Annotated in this window: 18 protein-coding genes; 10 read left to right on the forward strand and 8 right to left on the reverse strand. The window is 64.9% G+C overall.

Going from position 1 to position 19,330, the window contains the following annotated elements; all coding sequences use genetic code 11:
- Positions 1-73: 73 nt before the first annotated feature.
- From nosR to DVS29_RS20795, 3 genes are read right to left on the reverse strand one after another with little or no spacing between them, the layout of a single operon-like run.
- Entirely contained in the window at positions 74-1,501 is a 1,428-nt protein-coding gene (gene nosR, locus DVS29_RS20785) for a response regulator c-di-GMP phosphodiesterase, NosR family (protein WP_164707959.1), read from the reverse strand.
- A 30-nt stretch (positions 1,502-1,531) separates the two neighbouring features.
- On the reverse strand, positions 1,532-2,125 hold the full coding sequence (locus DVS29_RS20790; RefSeq protein ID WP_118182367.1) for a chemotaxis protein CheC: 594 nt from the start codon (positions 2,123-2,125) through the stop codon (positions 1,532-1,534).
- 23 nt (positions 2,126-2,148) lie between these two features.
- Complete coding sequence (locus DVS29_RS20795) at positions 2,149-3,525, reverse strand: ATP-binding protein (RefSeq protein WP_118182368.1); 1,377 nt, start codon at positions 3,523-3,525, stop codon at positions 2,149-2,151.
- Between the two features lie 367 nt (positions 3,526-3,892).
- On the opposite strand from DVS29_RS20795, the gene DVS29_RS20800 reads away from it, so the two are divergent.
- From DVS29_RS20800 to DVS29_RS20815, 4 genes are all read left to right on the forward strand, one after another.
- Positions 3,893-4,960 (forward strand): substrate-binding domain-containing protein, encoded by a 1,068-nt coding sequence (locus DVS29_RS20800; RefSeq protein WP_420816149.1) that lies wholly within the window; start codon positions 3,893-3,895, stop codon positions 4,958-4,960.
- Between the two features lie 36 nt (positions 4,961-4,996).
- On the forward strand, positions 4,997-6,763 hold the full coding sequence (locus tag DVS29_RS20805; RefSeq protein WP_118182369.1) for an ATP-binding protein: 1,767 nt from the start codon (positions 4,997-4,999) through the stop codon (positions 6,761-6,763).
- A gap of 125 nt (positions 6,764-6,888) precedes the next feature.
- On the forward strand, positions 6,889-8,733 hold the full coding sequence (locus DVS29_RS20810) for a putative bifunctional diguanylate cyclase/phosphodiesterase (protein WP_118182370.1): 1,845 nt from the start codon (positions 6,889-6,891) through the stop codon (positions 8,731-8,733).
- Positions 8,734-8,845: 112 nt separating this feature from the next.
- Positions 8,846-9,220 (forward strand): hypothetical protein, encoded by a 375-nt coding sequence (locus tag DVS29_RS20815; protein ID WP_118182371.1) that lies wholly within the window; start codon positions 8,846-8,848, stop codon positions 9,218-9,220.
- A gap of 534 nt (positions 9,221-9,754) precedes the next feature.
- On the opposite strand, the gene DVS29_RS20820 is transcribed toward DVS29_RS20815, so the two are convergent.
- Positions 9,755-10,075 (reverse strand): helix-turn-helix domain-containing protein, encoded by a 321-nt coding sequence (locus DVS29_RS20820; protein WP_118182372.1) that lies wholly within the window; start codon positions 10,073-10,075, stop codon positions 9,755-9,757.
- A gap of 133 nt (positions 10,076-10,208) precedes the next feature.
- Between DVS29_RS20820 and DVS29_RS20825 the strand changes: the two genes are divergently transcribed.
- Positions 10,209-10,622 (forward strand): hypothetical protein, encoded by a 414-nt coding sequence (locus DVS29_RS20825; protein ID WP_118182373.1) that lies wholly within the window; start codon positions 10,209-10,211, stop codon positions 10,620-10,622.
- A gap of 45 nt (positions 10,623-10,667) precedes the next feature.
- Positions 10,668-11,126 (forward strand): hypothetical protein, encoded by a 459-nt coding sequence (locus DVS29_RS20830; RefSeq protein ID WP_240655712.1) that lies wholly within the window; start codon positions 10,668-10,670, stop codon positions 11,124-11,126.
- A gap of 160 nt (positions 11,127-11,286) precedes the next feature.
- On the opposite strand, the gene DVS29_RS20835 is transcribed toward DVS29_RS20830, so the two are convergent.
- Together DVS29_RS20835 and DVS29_RS20840 are read right to left on the reverse strand one after the other, a co-directional pair.
- Positions 11,287-11,670, reverse strand: coding sequence for a hypothetical protein (locus DVS29_RS20835; RefSeq protein ID WP_118182375.1), 384 nt, complete (start codon positions 11,668-11,670; stop codon positions 11,287-11,289).
- Between the two features lie 79 nt (positions 11,671-11,749).
- On the reverse strand, positions 11,750-12,520 hold the full coding sequence (locus tag DVS29_RS20840) for a CerR family C-terminal domain-containing protein (protein ID WP_118182376.1): 771 nt from the start codon (positions 12,518-12,520) through the stop codon (positions 11,750-11,752).
- A gap of 117 nt (positions 12,521-12,637) precedes the next feature.
- Between DVS29_RS20840 and DVS29_RS20845 the strand changes: the two genes are divergently transcribed.
- Genes DVS29_RS20845 through DVS29_RS20855 form a run of 3 tightly spaced genes read left to right on the forward strand, consistent with a single transcriptional unit; the run spans position 12,638 to position 16,907 of the window.
- A complete protein-coding gene (locus DVS29_RS20845) occupies positions 12,638-13,780 on the forward strand; it encodes an HlyD family secretion protein (protein WP_118182377.1) in 1,143 nt (380 codons plus the stop codon).
- Positions 13,773-15,368, forward strand: coding sequence for an MDR family MFS transporter (locus DVS29_RS20850; protein WP_118182378.1), 1,596 nt, complete (start codon positions 13,773-13,775; stop codon positions 15,366-15,368). The genes DVS29_RS20845 and DVS29_RS20850 overlap by 8 nt, the downstream gene beginning before the upstream one ends.
- Positions 15,369-15,386: 18 nt before the next feature.
- Positions 15,387-16,907 carry an efflux transporter outer membrane subunit gene (locus tag DVS29_RS20855; RefSeq protein WP_118182379.1) on the forward strand — a complete coding sequence of 507 codons (1,521 nt, stop codon included), beginning with the start codon at positions 15,387-15,389 and terminating at the stop codon, positions 16,905-16,907.
- A gap of 19 nt (positions 16,908-16,926) precedes the next feature.
- On the opposite strand, the gene DVS29_RS20860 is transcribed toward DVS29_RS20855, so the two are convergent.
- Positions 16,927-17,334: a GFA family protein gene (locus tag DVS29_RS20860; protein WP_118182380.1), complete on the reverse strand. Its 408-nt coding sequence runs from the start codon at positions 17,332-17,334 to the stop codon at positions 16,927-16,929.
- Between the two features lie 159 nt (positions 17,335-17,493).
- Between DVS29_RS20860 and DVS29_RS20865 the strand changes: the two genes are divergently transcribed.
- Positions 17,494-18,732, forward strand: coding sequence for a hypothetical protein (locus DVS29_RS20865; RefSeq protein ID WP_118182381.1), 1,239 nt, complete (start codon positions 17,494-17,496; stop codon positions 18,730-18,732).
- A 5-nt stretch (positions 18,733-18,737) separates the two neighbouring features.
- Here the strand turns inward: DVS29_RS20865 and DVS29_RS20870 are convergent, their stop codons facing one another.
- A complete protein-coding gene (locus DVS29_RS20870; RefSeq protein WP_118182382.1) occupies positions 18,738-19,202 on the reverse strand; it encodes a hypothetical protein in 465 nt (154 codons plus the stop codon).
- Positions 19,203-19,330: the final 128 nt, after the last annotated feature.

The raw sequence follows: 19,330 nt of genomic DNA on the forward strand, positions 1-19,330 counted from the left end.
CACCACTTTCTCCGCATCGATCCCGGCCAGCCGGGAATCGGCATTCGAGTGTCCCAGACGGCGAAAACGCGGTTCAGGCCCCAGTAACCCGTACACGCTGGACCCCGTCCACACCTGTGTCGGCACTACATTCCGCCGTCCGGTCAGCAACCACCGGATTGTCCCGGGCGATATAGACCGAAAAACGCGCATCCTCGGATTCCTCGAAGCGCCTGATCTGGGCGATGTGATGCGCCTCCAGTACGCTGCTGCGTGTCATCAGCAGCACCCCCTTTGGGGTGCGAAGGTCGTCCGCGAGCCTCATGCCCGGCTTGAGCCGGGCCGTCTCGATGCAGACGTGATCATTGTCCCCTGTCAGCTTCTCGTTGAGCAGCTTCAGGAAACTCTCAACGAGCAGCGGGTCGTAGCGCAGTCCGGACTGCGCGCGGAAGATCGACACGATCTGCGGATCCGAAACCACCTTGCCGAGCAGCGCGCCGGACTGCAAGCCTTCATAGTCGCGCGCGATCGACAGGATCCGCGCGCCGACGGGAATGTCGGCACCGCTCAGTCCGCTGGGCGTTCCTCGTCCATCGTAGCGTTCGTGCTGATGCCGGATCAGCACGCCAACCGGCTGCAGGTTGCCGACCGGCATCAGCGCCATCTGCGCGTGCAACGGATGCTGATAGTAGCAGCGGGATTCGGGCGGCGTGAACTTGTCGATCGATTTCTGGACGACCGCATCGGGCAACGCCAGTTTGCCGATGCCGAGCAACAGCCCCGCGAAATAGATTTCCTGCGCCTCGTACACGCTCATGCCGGACGCGAGCGCAAGCCGGCGCGCAAGGTCCGCTACCCGTGTCGATTGTCCGCCGAGTGCGCCGCAACGCATCTCGATCATGTTCGCGCACACCTTCAGCATCGCCGTGAAGTTGCGCTTCAGCTCCTCCTCGGCCTTCTCGAGAAACATGACCGTCTGGCTGATCTCCTCGGTGCGCGCCTTCACCTGGGCTTCGAGCGTGGCATTGAACTGCTTCAGCTGCTCGTTCTGCGACCGCGTCAGTTCGGTGAGCCGGGCCGCTTCTTGTCGCAACGCATGCTGCTCGAGCGAGCGCCTGACGGTCAGCAGCAGGTCCTGGTCGTCCCACGGTTTGTGCAGGTAGTGATGCACGCCGCCTTCATTGATCGCGCTCACGACCGAGCCGATGTCCGCATAACCCGTCAGCAGCAAACGCACGGTGTCCGGCCAGCGCTGCTGAACGCGCGCGAGAAATTCGGCGCCGCTCATATGCGGCATGCGCATGTCCGAAATCACGAGGTCGATCGAATGCGCTTCGAGCAGCTCCAGCGCCGCGGCCCCGCTTTCGGCGGTATGGACTTCGTATCGGGTCCTGCGCAGGAGCCGGCGCAACGCCGACAGCACGCCCGGCTCGTCGTCGACGATCAGGATCGAACCCGCCTGCCCCGCCTCGACTTCGGCAGCCGTCGCAGCCGGCCCATTCATCTCTTCAGGTTCGCTCATCGCGGCCCTCTCTCGTTCATGTTGTGGACATCATTCGCCGATGATCCGGTCGATCTCGGCGCGTATGCGCACGATCGCGCTGTCGGGAAGCAGCATCGCCAGATGCGCCATGAAACCGCTCTGCTCGAGACTGAAATGCACGTGCAGCAGCAGCGCGACGCTCCATCGCTGCGCGCTGGCATCGAGGCGGATGGCTTCTTCGACGGTCGGCGCGGAAAACGTGATCTGCTGCCCAAGCTGTTCAAACACGCGCTGCACGCACGCGCCGACGAGCAGGTTGGCGACTTCCGTCAGGACTTCATGCTCGTGCGCGGCGAGTTCGTCGTCGTAACCCATCATCCCGCGCAGCCCGGCAATCCCGTTCGGCCCGAACATCACCACCGCCTCTCCGTTCACGCCGGCCTTGAACGCCTGTCTGATCACCGGGCTCGCCAGCACGCCCGGCGCGCAGCCGGCAAGCAGCGCCGGAAGCGCGGCGGGCGGCACGAGTTGCACCGACGGGATGCTGAGCGTGACGAACGTACCCAGCAGCGACGCCAGCGCCGCGCCCGCGCGACCCATGCCGATGTTGGTAATCTCCTGCAGGACGTCGCGATGCACGTCGCTAAGCAGCATTTCGCTCATGGCGACCGTACTCCCTCAAGACTTCAAGACCTGCCGACCGCAAGCGCGGTGTGTTCCACCGCAGGCCGCGGCCCGGCGTGATCGACCGGCAGCACGATCCGGAACGTGGTGCCCTGGTTGACGACGCTGCGCACGTCGATCGTGCCGCCGTGCGCGCTCACGATGCCGTAGGTCACCGACAGCCCCAGACCGGTGCCCTGGCCAACCGGCTTCGTCGTGAAGAACGGCTCGAAAATGCGCTTCATGTTTTCCGGCGCGATGCCGCATCCCGTGTCCTGCACCTCGATCCAGACCGCATCTTCTCCGGCCACGATACCGGTGCGCACGCAGACCATGCCCGACACGGCGTCGGTGCCCGTGCCGGCACAGGCATGCGCCGCGTTGATCACGAGATTCAGCACGACCTGTCCAATCTGCGACGGGATGCAGCGCACCTGGGGCAACTCGCCGAAACAGCGCACCAGTTCCGCGCGATACCGGACTTCCTTGCCGACGATATTCAGCGTGGACTCGATACACCGGTGCAGATCGACCCATTCCCACGCGTGGCTGGTGTCCACCCGCGAAAAATCCCGCAGGTCCACGACGATCTCGCGCACGCGCGCAAGCCCTTCGCGCGACTCGCGCAGCAACGCCGGCGCGTCTTCGCGCACGTAGTCGAGATCCGCATCGCGGCGCGCGGCCGACAGGCGTCCCCGCTCCTCCGTGCCAAGCGAAGCTTCAGCGCCCATATACGCGTCGATCACCTCGAGCAGGTCGTGCACATAGCTTTCGAGCGAATTCAGGTTGGACAGCACGAAGCCGACCGGATTGTTGATCTCGTGCGCAACGCCGGCCGCCAGTTGCCCGATCGCAGCCAGCTTCTCCGACTGCAGCAGTTGCTGATGTGCCTGTTCGAGCTGGGCGTTCGCGGATGAAAGCTCATGGTTGCGTTCGGTCAGCTGCTCGAGTGCGTCGCTCACCAGCCGTTCGCGCTTCTGCAGCTCCTGATAGGCGATGCAGATGTCGGTCATGTCGGTGATGGTCACGCAGACCGCGGTGACGTCCTCGCCATCCCGGATCGGAATGAACGTGCAGTTCTGCCGCATCGCGTCCAGGCCGCCGGTGATCGGGCGGTTATGGTCGAAGCGGAACAGGTACGGGCGGTGTTCCCAGCCGCTGAACGCATACGAACCCAGCAGGAAAACCGATTCGAACTTGCGCCGCAGCCACTTCTCCGGCAGATCCGGGAACACGTCGAACAGGCTGCCGCCGAGCATGTCGGCGCGGGCACGGCCGCTATGGCGCTCCATGAATCCGTTCCAGATCACCACGCGCATGCCTCGATCCACGGCAAATACGCCGACATCCACCAGATCGGCGATTGCGAATGCGAGCTTGTCTGCTCCTACCGGTTCCATTGCGGCTCCTGCCACCCGTACCAGTTGCGCACGGTATGACTGCATGTCGGCCGCGATGGGCCGTCCGTATATCAGGGATTTCCTGAGCACGACCGCATTGATGCGATGCGCATATTCGGCGGTGCTGACGGTACATGCCGAGCAGGCGGACGGACGCCGACGCATCGCGCACAGGGTTATCCAGTACCACGCGCGCATCAAGCATGGTGGGCGGTTGACCGTAAACAGCGGACAGGAGCGGTGCATTTCACTCCCGGCCGAACGCCCACACGAGGTGTCAGCCGCGGCCGCCGCACTGGAGGAGCACGTGCATTCCCATACGAGGCAGTTCATCGTCGCACTGGCCATCGGGCTGGCAGGCCTGCGGCTGTGCGCGCACGCCGCAGGATCCTCGTCAGCGGCTGACGCCCACGTTGACGACAGCGTGCGCCAGGTCGTAGCGAACGCCACCGCACACGACCTGCGGTGGTCCGGTCCGCGGACCGGACCCGCGGCGCGCGCGCATGCGACCGTGGCGATTGTCGCGGAAGATCTGCGCAACGGCGGTGTGCTCGGCGTCGCGCAGGGCGTGCGCGAAGCGGCTGGCGTGATCGGCTGGAAAACGCGAATAGTCGACGCCGGCGGAACGCCGGAAGGCCGCCGCAACGCGATCCAGTCGGCAATCGCGCAGAAGCCGGACGGCATCGTTCTGATCGGCATCGATGCGGCCAGCGTCCGCTCGCTGCTGGACCCGCTTTCGGATGGACAGGTTCCAGTGGTCGGCTGGCACGTCGCCGCCGAGGCCGGCGCGATGCACGACGGCCCCGTCGCGATGAATGTGTCGACCGATCCCATCGACGTGGCGCGTGTCACCGCGATGGCCGCGGTGGAGGCATCGGCAGGCCGCGCGCACGTGGTGATCTTCACCGACCGTACATTCGGCATTGCCCGCGCGAAGGCCGACGCGATGGCAAAGGTGATACGGGCCTGCAGCGGCTGCCGGCTGCTCGAAGTTCAAGACCTGCCAATCTCCGCGTGCCCGACGAAGATGGCGGCCGTGACGCGCGACCTGCTCGCGCGCTACGGCAGCGACTGGAACGTCGCGCTCGCGATCAACGACATCTATTTCGACTATGCCGCGCCGGAACTGACCCGGGCGGACATCCACAGCGGCAGCATCAGCATGCTCTCGGCGGGCGACGGTAGCGCGGCAGCGTTCCTGCGCATCGAAGCCGGCACGTTCCAGACGGGCACGGTGGCCGACCCGCTGAACATGCAGGGCTGGCAGCTCATCGACGAGCTGAACCGTCTGCTCGCGCATCAGCCCGTCACCGGCTATGTGGCTCCGGTGCACCTCGTCGACTCGGCCAACATCGCGTTCGATGGCGGCCCCGAAGGCAGGTACGACCCCGACAACGGCTATCGGAACGTCTACCGAAGCATCTGGAAACGGTAACGCATCGCCTGCGATTCCTTTCATGCACTCATCGACATGATCCGTACCTTGCTGCCTCGCTCGCTGCGTCACCAGATGCTCGTCGCGGCGATCGTGCTTGCTGCGCTGATCGCGGGCGCCGGCGTGACCGCGCTGTATTCGCTGCGCGCGGTCACGGACGCGACGCGCTCGCTCGCGCAGGAGCAGCTGCTGCGCCTGCAGCAGGCGCAGGCGCTCGTCCAGCAGACGCTGCTCATCGAGCGCGAATCGGCACAGCTCGACAGCGCCGATTCGGTACGGACGATGAACGAGAACTATGCGGGTCTCGCGCGCGACCTCGCCGTGTTCGACCAGCTAGCCGATCAGCTGGCCGCGTCGACCGACGATCCAGCCGTGCTCGATCTGCGCCAGTCGAGCCAGCTGCTGCGAAACGTCGCGAACGTGCTCGCGCAGCTGCGCGAAAGCGAACTGAGGGACCTGGAAGGGGGCCACGCGGCCGCGGCCTCCACGCAAACCGCGAGTCAAGCCACCACCCAGGCCGCGGCGACGCGCGCCGCCCTCCGTGCGCGTGCCCGCTCCAGCCAGCTTCGCAACGAGACCCGCATCGCAGCAGGCGAGATGGTCACCGCGGCACAACGCTGTTCCGCGCGCTACCGGCAGGACTTCCAGGACGCGGTGCAAACGCTCGCCGCGCACTCCGAACGCACCCAGCGCTGGATGGCGCTGCTGGTCGCGGCGAGTCTCGCATTCGCGTGGATTTTTATTCGTGTGTTTCTGGTCGGGTATGTGCTCGCGCGCCTGCAGCGCGTCAGCCAGCGGCTGCGGCTCGGCGACAGCCACGCCACGCCGCCGGCGGTGCACGGCGACGACGAGATCGCGCAGATGGCGGACGCCGTCGAAGCGTTCCAGCAGGACCGGCGCCAGCTCGCGCTCGCGCACGCGGAGCTGCAGCGTGAGCGCGCCCAGCAGGAGGCGCTGATTCACGAGCTGGCGCGGGCGCACGGCATGCTGGTCCATGCGGAGAAGATGGCTTCGATCGGTCAGCTTGCGGCCGGTGTCGCGCACGAGATCAACAATCCGATCAGCTACGTGACCGCCAATCTGGGCACGCTGCGAGGCTATGCGAACGATCTGCTCGACATGCTGCGGGCCTACGAGCAGCAGGAAGAAGACCTCTGCAGGTCGTCGCGCGACGCGCTCGTCAACCTGAAGAAGCAGCTGGACATCGACTATCTGCGCGAGGACGTCGGCACGCTGCTGCACGAATCGATGGACGGTCTGCAACGCGTCAGGGCCATCGTGCAAGGTCTGAAAGACTTCGCGCACGTCGACGCGACGGAAAGGCAGCTCGCGAATCTTCAGGACAACCTGGAGGGCGCGATCAGGATCGTCGGCAGCGAGTTGCGGCACAAGGCCGAACTCGTACGGGAGTATCTGCCGGTTCCGGAGATCGAGTGCATACCGTCGCAGCTGAACCAGGTGTTCATGAACCTGCTCGTCAACGCCGTGCAGGCGATCGACGGTCACGGCCGCATCACGCTGCGCACCGGGCACGAGGACGGCAACGTGTGGGTCGAGGTGGAAGACACCGGCAGCGGCATCGCGCGGGAACACCTCGCGCGGATCTTCGATCCGTTCTTCACGACCAAGCCGGTGGGGCTCGGCACGGGCCTCGGGCTGTCGATCTCGTACGGCATCGTCACGCATCACGGCGGCACGATCCAGGTGACGAGCGAACCGGGCCAGGGCGCCTGTTTCCGGGTTCTGCTGCCGATCGGCTGCCCGGCCGCGACGGCCACGCAACGGCCTGTCGTCACGCACTGACCGGACCGCCGGCGCGTATGCGCTGAGCCTGGCGCCAGAGGCTCGCGTTTCTCCTCATACGATACCCGTCGCTCGCGGACGTTATACATGAGGGATACCGCCGAGACAGGGACAGAGGCTGACGAATGAACCCGACCGCAAGCCTGGATGCCGCCATCGAGCAGCCCGCGACATGCTCGCTCCTGCCAGTCGTGCTGCTCGTGGATGACGAACCTGGCGTGCTGTCGTCGCTCAGGCGCGTGCTGAGGGCGCATCCCTACCGCGTGATCGCGGCCGACAGCGGCGCGGCTGCACTCGAGATACTCGAAACAACGACAGTCGATCTCGTCATCTCGGACATGCGGATGCCGCACATGAGCGGCGCCGACCTGCTCGCGCGGGTGCGTGCCCTGTATCCGGAGACCATGCGGATCCTGCTCACCGGCTATGCGGAAATCGACGCGGTCGTGCGAGCGATCAACGAGGCCGCGGTGTTCCGCTATCTGAACAAGCCGTGGGACGAGCACGACCTGCTGTCGAGCATCGGTCAGGCACTCGAACACAAGCGCCTCGCCAGCGAAACCGCGCGGCTGACTGCCATCACCCGGGCGCAGAACGACGAACTTCGCGAACTGAACAGCATGCTCGAAGCGTCGCTCGGCCAGCGCACGGCCGACGTGAAACGCCTCGAGCGGCATGACCGCCTGACCGGGCTGTACAACCGAGACTCGCTCACGGGCCGCATCGAGTCGACCTTGGGCAACGTGCAGAGCGGCAGGTGCGCCGCCGCGGTCCTCGTCGTCAGCCTGAACCGCTTCAAGGCGGTCAACGAACTGTGCGGCCACCAGTTCGGCGATCTGGTGCTGCTCGAAGTGGCGCGCCGCCTGAGCGTGGCCGTGCGAAGCGGCGACGCGGTTGCGCGCCTGTCGGGCGACGAATTCGCGATCGTGGCGACGTTCGACCGCAGAGCCTACGCCGACGCCGCGGCACGCCTTGCGGCGCGACTGCTCGAAGAGATTCGAGAGCCTGTCAAGGTGCGGGATAAATACGTGAGCCTCGACGCCGCGATCGGCGTCGCGCTGATGCCGTCGGACTGCGAAGACGCGGGCGAGCTGCTTCGCGCAGCCGACGTTGCAATGAGCGAGGCCAAACGCGAATCCCCGGGCGGCTTCCGCTTCTTCGAAAACCGCATGCACGAAATGCTGCGAGAAACGGCGGCCCTGGAGAGCGGACTCAGAAGCGCGATCGAGACCGCAGCCATCGTTCCGCACTATCAGCCCTTGATCGATATCCAGGCAGACCGGATCTTCGGCTTCGAGATACTCGCGCGCTGGCACGATCCCGAGCGCGGCTGGATTTCGCCAGAGCGGTTCATTCCTGTCGCGGAACACCTCGGGCTCATCCAGCGTCTGTCGGAAAACCTGCTGCGCCGCGCATGCCGGGACGCCGCGAAGTGGCCCGGCGAAGCCGTCTCGCTCGCACTGAATATCTCGCCAGCCCAGTTGGGCGATCGCGAGCTTCCGGAGCGGTTGCTCACCGCGCTGCGCGAAGAGGGCTTCCCGGCCGCACGGCTCGAAATCGAAATCACCGAGACGGCGCTCGTCGGCGATTTCGACGCAGCGCGAACCGTCCTGCAGGCATTGCGGCTGGCCGGAATGAGGATCGCGCTGGACGATTTCGGCACGGGGTATTCGAGCCTCTATTACCTGCGGGAACTCCGGTTCGACAAGCTCAAGATCGACCGGTCCTTTGTCCAGTCGATGCGGACCAACCGCGACAGCGAGCGGATCGTCGACGCGGTACTCGCTCTCGCGCGCAGCCTGGGCATGCAGGCAGTGGCGGAAGGCATCGAGGACGAGCTGTGTCTCGATCGGCTGCGGGTCAAAGGTTGCATGTTCGGGCAGGGTTTTCATCTCGGTCGCCCGATGGGTGCGAAGGACGCAGGCGCGCTGCTTGCCACCGGCTGGCAGCGCGGCGCGCACGGCCGCTAGTGTCCGATGCCGGCCACGGCGTTCCGCTTTTTGTCCGGTTACGTGAACAGCAGATGCGGGTGAATGACCTGATCGATCATGTCGGCAAACATATAAACCGGACCCGCGCTGGATGCCCCCTGCGTCCTTCGAGTATCTCGAGGACAATGACTTCTCGTGGGTGCCGCAATATCAGATATCTGGCAGCATCCAGTACAAGGACGGCATCGTTGTCAAAGCGCCAACCAGGTATGTGACCATGGGCCTCGCTGAAATCGTGACGCTGAACAGTGTCGGCCAGCTCGGCGCCCCGTCTACGGGCGGCAAGTCTACTGCGATCAACCTGTTGAACGAGTACGGCCCGATCCATCCTGGCATTTCGCAGGTGGGCACCGGGGTAGACGGCGAGATCATCAGCACACTGATTTACGCTGCTCCGCAACCCATGGTCAAGGGTCCGGGAGACTTCACCACGATCGAGAAAGTGCTCGTGCGGTTCGAACAGTAGATCGAGACGTCCACAATTTTTCGAGCACCCGGTCCCGCAGCATGGAGCTCGATCTCACGTTCGCCAAATCGCAGGCGCGGGTCTGTGACGGAGGAGAGTGGAGGAAACCTTGATGGATCCGTGCAGGATCGGGAGAGACATTACTGGATACCCGGCTTGTAGCGTTCCTGTTCGGGGCACGTGGTCCTGCCTGTGATCCGGAACGCCGATTTCCGGGCAAGTCAGCCAACTCACACGTCAACGGCGTCCGATGATGGATCAGATCCACCAGCCCGGGTTCGAGCCCGGCCCGAGGCAACCGGATCCTGCTCGGTCGGGCGCCGACATCCTGCCACGTCGACGCCTTGAGCGTGCCGGCCGGCATTACCAGCCTCGGGCTCACGGCTCAAAGCTGGCAATGCCTCATGAAGGCAGCAAGGGCGAAGTCGGTGGAGTCAACCGCAAGCCGCAATTCCGGTTCTTGACGCGCCAGCACAAAGGCAACCGGCCACAGCCTTCAACGTTCAGCGGTACAGCCGCATGGCGGCAGCGGACCTATCGCCCTTTCGATTCGGCAAACGCCTCGATGAGCGCGAGGAGCGCTTCGCGTTCATGTGCCTCGAGTCGCCGGAAACCGGCAACAACCCGCCGTTCTTCCTCACTCTGCAGACAGGCCGCCTCTTCGCCGGTAAGAAGGTAGTAGACGTCCACGCCCGCGTCCGCGAGCGCTCCCAGATAGTCCGAGTTCGGCCGCCTCATGCCTTTTTCATACTGAAACTGCGCGTGCTGTTTCACCCCGCCCAATACCGCGAACTCAGACTGGCTCAGGCCCAGACGCAATCTCTCGCTCTTCAGGCGTTCCCCGAACACATCCATTTGATATAATTCTCCACTTGACAAAATATCAAACGACTATAAAATCACCGGTGAAGGCGTCGGATTGACAGTCTCGACAGCCCAACTGCCTGCACGGCGCCCGCCAACGCAGATCGCTTCCCGGAGGTTCACCATGACGGTCAACTACCAGATCCAGGGCGCGCTGCCCGTTCGCGCCGACTTCAGGCACGTTCACGCGAGAAAGTTCGCCGAGAGCATCGCCAATCCGGCCGAGGTCTACTTTGCAACCGACGACGTTACCCATTCACTCGTCCTCCGCATACGTGGCGCGCTTGCCGCCGACGACGAACAGGTGGTCGAAGACGCGCTGGGGCGCTTCGCCAGCAGATGGGCGAGTGCCGGCGCGATATTCAGCCGCATTCGTTACGGCGAACCGTCATTCTTCGCTCTCGGCCCTCCGGATCATGTCAGGCTGCTTGCCAGACTGCGCGACCTGCCCGGACGGCAGCTGCCGCGCACAGGCGCGCCCCGTTCGTCAGCACGCAGTGCCCGGCACCAGTCTGATCGTAGCCGGCTCAACGATTAACGCAGAAGGCTATCCGATCTGCATCAGCATGAACCGGAGCTCCTGATGGAAAAATGTCCCTACGTCCTGTCGGGTTCGATGTGCGTGCAGGACGACATTGAACCGGAAGATATCGAAAGCGTGTCGCGGCATCTGAACGGCATCGCTGAAGTATATCTGTCGCACGACAAGGTTTCGAACACCATCGCACTACGTATCGCGGGCACCATCTTTCGGGACGATGTTCGGGTGATCGAGAAGCGCATCGAGCGATTCGCCGAGGAGCATGGCACAACAGGAACCATTCTGCGCAGCGACTGGAACGGTACGGCAGACTGGCTGATGGTTGGACTGAACTGGCAGGTCCAGTGTCTCATGCGGCTTGGAGCGGTGCAGGAGCAGCTCGGCAGACTGATGCAGCCGGATACCGATTTTCTCGTGAAACTCGAGCCGCCTGAAGCGGACATCACCTCCCGCAGCCGGACGCTGGTTTCCGTCGCGCTCGATACACCTGGATACCCCTGAGCAGTCCTCAATACCCCTGCCCACCATGCCCGCGATGGCCCCTCCGGGAAAGTTTAACGGAGGCGCTACGCCTGCGGCTGCCAGCATCTCACCTCCGCAACCATGCGGCAATCCGGCCTCGTGCGAGACAACCAGGGTTGCAGTCCTCATGGCGGGCGCATCAGCGCCCGCCATGAGACCAGCTCGCCACCGTCAACCGCTCCACCGCTGCGATGTATTGAGCCTGCGACGTTGCGGCATCGTTCTTCTGGTCGGACTTCAGGATGTCAAACAGGTACTCTGCGACGACCGAGCCGATCGCATGGACAGCATCGTGCCGCGTGAGTCCCCCGCTCCTGAGGCGCTCCATCGCCCGCACCACAGGCTCAAGCCCGAGGGCAATCTGGTTTTCGACAACCGCATGCAATGCGGCGTGCATCGTGACGCTGGGGAGACTGATTCGCGCGAATCGATGCCAAGTCTCGATGAGCAGGATCCGCTCATGCTCGTCAAGCTCAAGCCATGCTTCGGGCTCAGGCGCCCGCTCGGGGTTGTACGTATCCATCAATCCAGTCCGTCCTGCCTTACGCTCATCGCAAGAACGCCTGCTGGCACCGGATCACGTCACCTCGACCGGAAGGCGCTCAGCCAGTTCGACGCGTGGAAGTCCTGCGTCGCGGCGCAGCACCGCCGTCCGGTGACGCTGCCAGTGCCGCACCCTCGCTGTGCCACATCCGCAGCAGCGCCCGCGTCTGCTCCCGTACCGTCGATCTCAGCAGCACCTCTTTCTCCGCGTCGATTTCCGACCAGCCGAGTATCGACAGCGCAGAACGCGGCGCGATATGGAAAAGCATCAACTGGCCATACAGGCTCACCATACGGATCAGTGTGACGGGATCGTCAGGTGCACTGCCAGAGATCTTCGCCACCAGGCGCGCGCTGACCTGATTGAGCGGGCGACGCACCCGCGCTTCCAGGATTTCCGAGCCGATCTGCGGCTCGTGGCCTGACTGCTCGCGCATGAAGAAAAGCTTCTGGCTCGATGTTTTCGGCGCGTGCAGCATGCGCTCGGCGAGCGCATCCTGGATCGCGATGAACGCGTCGACCAGCGCGTCAACGTCGTCGTGTGTCTCAAGCGTCGCCTGCGCACTTTCGACGACCGGCGCGAACGTGGTCCAGACGTCGTCGGCCATGGACTCGGCGCACGCCCGAAACACGCCCTCCTTGTTCTCGAAGTAATACTGCAGCGCGGGCGCATTGACGCCAGCCAGCGCCGCAATCTCGCGCGTCGACGCGGCCGTGAAGCCCTTCTCGCCGAACAGCTCGATCGCCGCCTCGATGATGCGCCGCCGCGTTTCGTCGCCGCGCGCATAGCCGCCCTCGGCCGGCCGTCGCAATCGTCTGGTTTCGTTCATCCCTGAATTGTCCTCCTGTCTTCCTGATCCGGCTGCTTACCGACAGAAATATATCACTTGACACAATTTTTCCAACTGGAATAATTGTGCGCGCTCTGCTCAAACGGAACCGGAATCATGTCTACAACCGCAGGCGCGCCACCACGGGGCGGCGCATCGCAGGAACCCAAGGCCGAGGCCGCGCGCCGACCGACTACGCGCGTCGTGCTGATCATCATCGGGCTCATCGCGCTCGTCGTCGGCGCGCTCTGGCTCGCGCGCTGGTGGACGGTCGGCCGCTTCATCCAGAGCACGGACGATGCCTACCTGCAGGCCGACAGCGTGACGATCGCGCCGAAGGTCAGCGGCTACGTGACGGACGTTTTTGTCGGCGACAACCAGACGGTCAAGGCCGGCCAGCCGCTCGCGAAACTCGACATGCGCCAGTACCAGGCGTCGCTCGACCAGGCGCAGGCCACCATCGATGCGCGCGCAGCAGACATCCAGCGCGCACAGGCGGACATTCTTCAGCAACAGGCCAACGTCACGCAGGCGAAAGCGCAGCAGGACGTGGCGCGGGTGAGCCTGCAGCACGCGGAAGACGACGTGCGCCGCTACACGCCGCTCGTTGCGACCGGAGCGGAAACCAGCGAGCGGCTCGCAAGCCTCGTCAGCACGCGCGACCAGGCGCGCGCCACGCTCGCCGCGAACGCGGCAGCGGTGAAGGCCGCGCAGACGCAGATCGGCGCGACCCAGGCGCAGATCGCTCAGGCCCAGGCCCAGGTCGAAGCCGGCCAGGCGTCGCTGCGTCAGGCGCGGCTCGACCTGCACGACACGACGCTCTACAGCCCGCTCGACGGCCGCGTCGGCGACCGCACGGTGCGCGTCGGCCAGTACGTGCAGCCCGGCACGCGGCTGATGACGGTCGTGCCGGTGCAAAACGTGTATCTCGAAGCGAACTTCAAGGAAACCCAGGTGGGCCGGATGCGGGTCGGCCAGCCAGCCACGCTGCACATCGACGCGCTGAAGGGCACCGACCTGCACGGCGTGGTGGACAGCTTCGCGCCCGGCACCGGCGCGCAGTTCGCGCTCCTGCCGCCGGAAAACGCCACCGGCAACTTCACGAAGATCGTGCAGCGCGTGCCGGTGCGCATCCGTATCGATACGGGTCCGGAAACGCGCAAGGTGCTGCTGCCGGGCCTCTCCGTAACGGTCGACGTCGACACGCGCTCGGCGAACGACGACGCGCGCCGCATCGAAGCCGAGAACCGTCATGAGTGATGCGGCAGCCGGTGCGCAGCCCGCTCCGCACCACGAGGAGCGCGCGCACCTGACCGACTGGATCGCCGTGACGGCGGGCGCGCTCGGCGCGCTGATGGCCACGCTCGACATCTCCATCACGAACTCGGCGCTACCGCAGATCCAGGGCGAAATCGGCGCCACCGGCACCGAAGGCACGTGGATCTCGACCGGCTACCTGATGTCCGAGATCGTGATGATTCCGCTCGCGGCGTGGCTCACGCGCGTGTTCGGCCTGCGCAACTTCCTGCTCGGCAACGCGGTGCTGTTCATGCTGTTCTCGGCGATGTGCGGCCTCTCGGACTCGCTGCCGATGATGATCGTCGGCCGCATCGGCCAGGGCTTCGTCGGCGGCGCAATGATCCCGACCGCGCAGACCATTATCCGCACCCGGCTGCCGCGCTCGCAGATGCCGATCGGCATGACGATGTTCGGCCTGATCGTGCTGCTCGGGCCGCTGCTCGGACCCGTGGTCGGCGGCTGGCTCGCGGAAAACATCTCGTGGTCGTGGTGCTTCTATATCAACCTGCCGGTGGGCATCGCGCTCGTCACGCTGCTGATCGCGGGCCTGCCCGCCGAGAAGCCGCACTGGCACGACTTCGTCAACGCGGACTGGACCGGCATCGTCGGACTCTCCATCGGCTTGAGCTCGCTCACGGTCGTGCTCGAGGAAGGCCAGCGCCACCAGTGGTTCGAGTCGCAGGAAATCGTCACGCTGTCGTGCGTGTGCGCGGTGGGCATGGTGCTGATCGCGATCTCGCAGCTGGTCGCGAAGAAGCCGATCATGCGGCTCTCGCTGATGAAGAACCCGCGCTACGCGAGCGTGATCGTCATCGTGTCCGCGGTGGGCGCGGGGCTCTACTGCGTGTCGTATCTCGTGCCGCAGTTTCTCGCGCTGATCGCGGGCTACAACGCGCAGCAGTCGGGCGGCGTGATGCTGATCTCCGGCGTGCCCGCGTTCCTGATGATGCCACTGCTGCCACGCCTGCTCGGCAAGGTTGATTTCCGCATTCTCGTGATCGCGGGTCTCCTGTGCTTCGCGGGCAGCTGTCTGCTCGACATCGATCTCACCGCGCAGAGCGTGGGCCACGATTTCTTCTGGTCGCAGCTGCTGCGCGGCGTGGGCCAGATGCTCGCGATGATGCCGCTCAACCAGGCGTCGATGGCCGCGGTATCGCGCGAAGAATCCGGCGATGCGGCCGGGCTCTACAACATGGCGCGCAATCTGGGCGGATCGGTGGGCCTCGCGATCATCGGCACGGTGATCGACCGGCGCAACGATTTTCACACCGCGGCGATCCGCGATTCGCTCACGAACAATTCGGTGCTCGGCCAGGACCGGCTTGCCGCGAACGCTGCGTCCTTCTTCGCGCAGACGGGCGACATGGCGCACGCGAAGCTGCAGGCGCTCGGCCAGCTCGCCGCGCAGATCTCGCAGCAGGCGATGGTGATCACCTACTCCGAAACCTTCTACGTACTGGCAATCGCGCTGCTCACCTGTGTGCCACTCGCGCTGCTGCTGAAGACTCCGGCTCACCAGACGGGCAATGCGCCGTCGGCCGGGCATTGACGTACTGGACTGTCGACGATGTCACTCCGCTCCCTTCCTCCGCCCCTCCTCCGCTCGCTCCCCCTCGAGCTCCCACTCGCGCTCCTCGCCGCGTGGACGCTGTCGGCCTGCACGGTCGGCCCCGACTATCACGGCGCGCCGCCCGTCGCGAAAAACGCCATCAGCTCCGGCACGTTCGTGCGCGCGCCCGCTGACGGCATCACCACCACTCACGCGCCAGCCGCGTGGTGGAAATCGCTGAACGACCCGCAGCTCGACGCGCTGATCGACGCGGCGCTCGCGCACAACCCCGACCTGCATGCGGCGCAGGCGAAGCTGCGCGAAGCGCGCTCGCAACTGCGCGGCGAACAGGCGAACGAGCTGCCGAAGCTTTCCGCCGACGCCGCCGCAGTGCGGATGCGCGAGCCGAATACGTCGGCGCTGGGATCGCTGTTCTCCTCTTCGAGCTCGTCGTCCGCTTCGTCTTCGTCGTCGAGTTCCGGCTCGAGCGGCCAGGGTCCGCTGCAGCTCTACACGGCGGGCTTCGACGCATCGTGGGAAATCGATCTGTTCGGCGGCACGCGCCGCGCGATCGAAGCAGCTTCTGACGAAGCCGATGCCGTGAACGCCGATCTCGCCGACACCCAGGTGTCGCTCGCGGCCGAAGTCGCGCAGACCTATATCAGCCTGCGCGATCAGCAGCAACGGTTCGTGCTCGCGCAACGTTCGGCCGACTACCAGCAGCAGATGCTGACGCTGACCGAGCAGCGCCGCGCACGCGGCACGGCGGCGGACGTCGACGTCGAACGGCTGACGACCCAGGTCGACACGACCCGCGCAACGCTCGTGCCGCTCGATGCGCAGATCGCCGAATCACTCGACCAGCTCGCGGTGCTTACGGGAGAAGCGCCGGGCGCGCTCGACGCGCAGCTCAGCACGCTCGCGCCGCTGCCGGCGTTGCCCGCATCGGTGGCGATCGGCGACCCGACGACGATGCTGCAGCAACGGCCGGACATTCGCGCGGCGGAACGGCGTCTCGCGTCGAGCAATGCGCAGATCGGCGAGCACATCGCCGACTATTTCCCGAAGGTCTCGCTGCTCGGCGACCTCGGCTTCACGGCGGGCGACCCCGGCCACCTGCTGCGCAAGCAGAATTTCACGTGGGTCGCCGTGCCGTACCTGCAGTGGAACATCTTCGACTTTGGCCGCACGGGCGCGAAGGTGCACACAGCAGAAGCCTCGCGTGACGAAGCCGAGGCGCACTACGAGCACACCGTGCTCGCGGCGCTGCAGGATGCGAATACTGCGCTGTCGCGCTTCGGCCATCAGCACGAACATCTGGTGCGGCTCGAGCAGGTGCAGACGTCGTCGGACCGGTCTGCGACGCTGATGCGTCAGCGCTATCAGGCGGGCGTGTCGACGCTCATCGATCTGCTCGACACGCAGCGCTCGCAGTTCGCCGCGCAGCAGGACGTCGTCGCCGCGCAGGCGGAACTGCTGAAGGACTTTGTGTCGCTGCAGAAGAGCCTGGGACTGGGATGGCAGGTGGCGGGAACCTGAGCTTCGATTTTTGGAGTGCCTAGTCGGGCGCGCCGGTCGCTTCCGCGGCGGGATACTTCGGCAGCTCGTCGTTCACGTGCAGCCACGCGAGCTGCTGCGATGTCCATGTGTGATCCTTCGGAGCGACCTGCTCCGGCGCGTCGAGGCTGCCGATCGAAACATCGATGGTGTCCGGCAGATCGTCGCTCTCCCAAGTCAGGTGCGTGCCGCAGTTCGCGCAGAACTGTCGCAGCACGGCAGGATTCGACTCGTAGCGCGCGGGCTCGCCGCTGACGAAACGCAGCGCGTCGCGCGCGACGGTCATCCACGCAACCATCGGCGCCCCCGCCGCCCTGCGGCAATCCACGCAATGGCAGATCGTCGTGTCGAGCACGGGCTTTGAGATTTCATAGCGGATCGCACCGCAGAAGCAGCCGCCTGTCAGCATCTCATCTCCTTCGTGCTTCGCTGGTGAGCATTTTGCGCACCGTGCCCTCGACTTTTCTTGCCGCGGTAATAGTGCGTAAAACTTCGTGAATGTTTTGCGAACCAGGTCAGCTTACACTAGGCTTTACTCAACATCAGGTGTCCTGATCCCGCCTTCCAGATGCGTCGTTGCTATCTACACATTGGCACTCATAAGACTGGCACGTCGACCATTCAGCTCGCGCTCGCCCAACAACCTGAGCGCCTCGCTGGCGCCGGGTTCCATTTCCCGCTCACCGGCAGGCTCGATCCCGACTCGGGTCAACATCGTCTCGCGCTGCCCGCACCGGCGGACACCCTGCACGCACTCACCGATTCGCTGATCGACGAAATCCGCGGCACGCCGCACCACGTCATTCTGTCGAGCGAAGAGTTTTCGCACATGCTGTGGAGACGCCCCGCGGAATTCCAGCGCATCGTCGACGGGCTGTCGGAGGTGGTCGACGAGATCGTTGTCATTCTGTACCTGCGCCGGCAGACCGACTACATCGAGAGCAACTATCAGGAGCGCCTGAAGAGCCGCTTCTGCCTCGACTTCGCCGCATACGCCGATGCGCGCCTCACGCTCGATCTCGCCGAGTTTCCGCTCGACTACACGAAGCTGCTCGCGCAGCTCGACCGGATAACGGGTATCAACACGGTCATTCGCTCGTACGAATCCGCCTGCGTTCCCAGCGTGCTGGCCGATTTTCTGCACGTGATCGATTGGCCCGCGCGCTTCGAATTGCACGAGGAGCGGATCAATGCATCGACGCCGCTCATCGAGCAACTGAAGAATTTCTACCGCGCGCAGCAGCAGCGTGAAGCAACCCCCGCGGAAGAGCGGCTGCTCGAACTGATCGGACAGCATCTTCCCGAGCGGCCGCATATGGCAGCGGCAACGCGAAACCGGATCGTCGAGCATTTTTCCGCGTCGAACGCCGAAGTCGCCGGGCGATTCGGACTGGACGCGCTTCGGGAGGAAGCATCGTTGCCGCGCGAGTTCGGAACATGGTGCGGGCTTGGCCACGCACCGCCGCCGGATCACGATGACATGGCTGCCTCAACGCTGGATCACCTGTTCTCACGCGACTTCATATCGATCGTCGAACCGGTCGCGGACTGCCTGGGCATGACGCAGAGCGCGCTCGAACACACGCAGTCGCTGGCGCGGGAACGTCAACACACGATCGATGAACTGGAGCGGCGCCTCGAGGCCACGTCGGCGGTGGCGGGCGCAAAGACTGCTGAAGCTGGTGAGGTTGCTGACTTTGCCGATCCCGGCAGTTCAGCCAGGGCCAAGGTGGCTACGGCACATTCGCCATCCAGCTGGCGCATGCGGCTGTCTTCGTTCTACCGAAGAACCGCGCCGAAGACCTGAGCCGCTCAGGCCCGTTTGCGAGGCGCGAGCGGCAGGTTGCCGCCGGTGGTGAAGCGGTCGAGGCGGTCGCTGGCTTCCGCCATCGCCCACAGCGGAACGCTGCGCAACTGCCAGTCGTACAGCGACACGATCATCATGAAAGTCGCGGCGCCCTCTTCGTCGAGCCGCCACTCGCCCGATTCGCGGCCTGCGCTGAAGCACGCCGCAATCAGCTTGTCCGCTTCGCGGACCTGCTCGGGCAACAGCTTGCCGTAACCGAGATCGACGAGAAAGCCGGTCAGAATCAGGGTTTGCGTCAACGTCTGCGCATCCTGGTTGCTGCCCTTTCCACGGCGCAGCGTGGCAAGCGCGAGGTGCACCCGCAGCGAAAGCTCGTCGGCGGTGGCACGCGGCACCGGCAGCAGCGCAGCCTTCTGCTGGCGAGCAAGCATCGCCTGGGCATTACGCGAGAATGGAAGCATTTTGGCCATGTGAAGTCACAGACTGATGAACACATGCGATAACGGCCAACTCCACCGAAGATTGAGGGCTTCGCGGAACAGAAAGTCACTTTTTTGCGCCTTGAATGTGACTGTTTGTAACAGTCTCACGTCCGCCC

It is taken from the genome of Paraburkholderia phosphatilytica (assembly GCF_003443895.1).
Taxonomy (GTDB): domain Bacteria; phylum Pseudomonadota; class Gammaproteobacteria; order Burkholderiales; family Burkholderiaceae; genus Paraburkholderia; species Paraburkholderia phosphatilytica.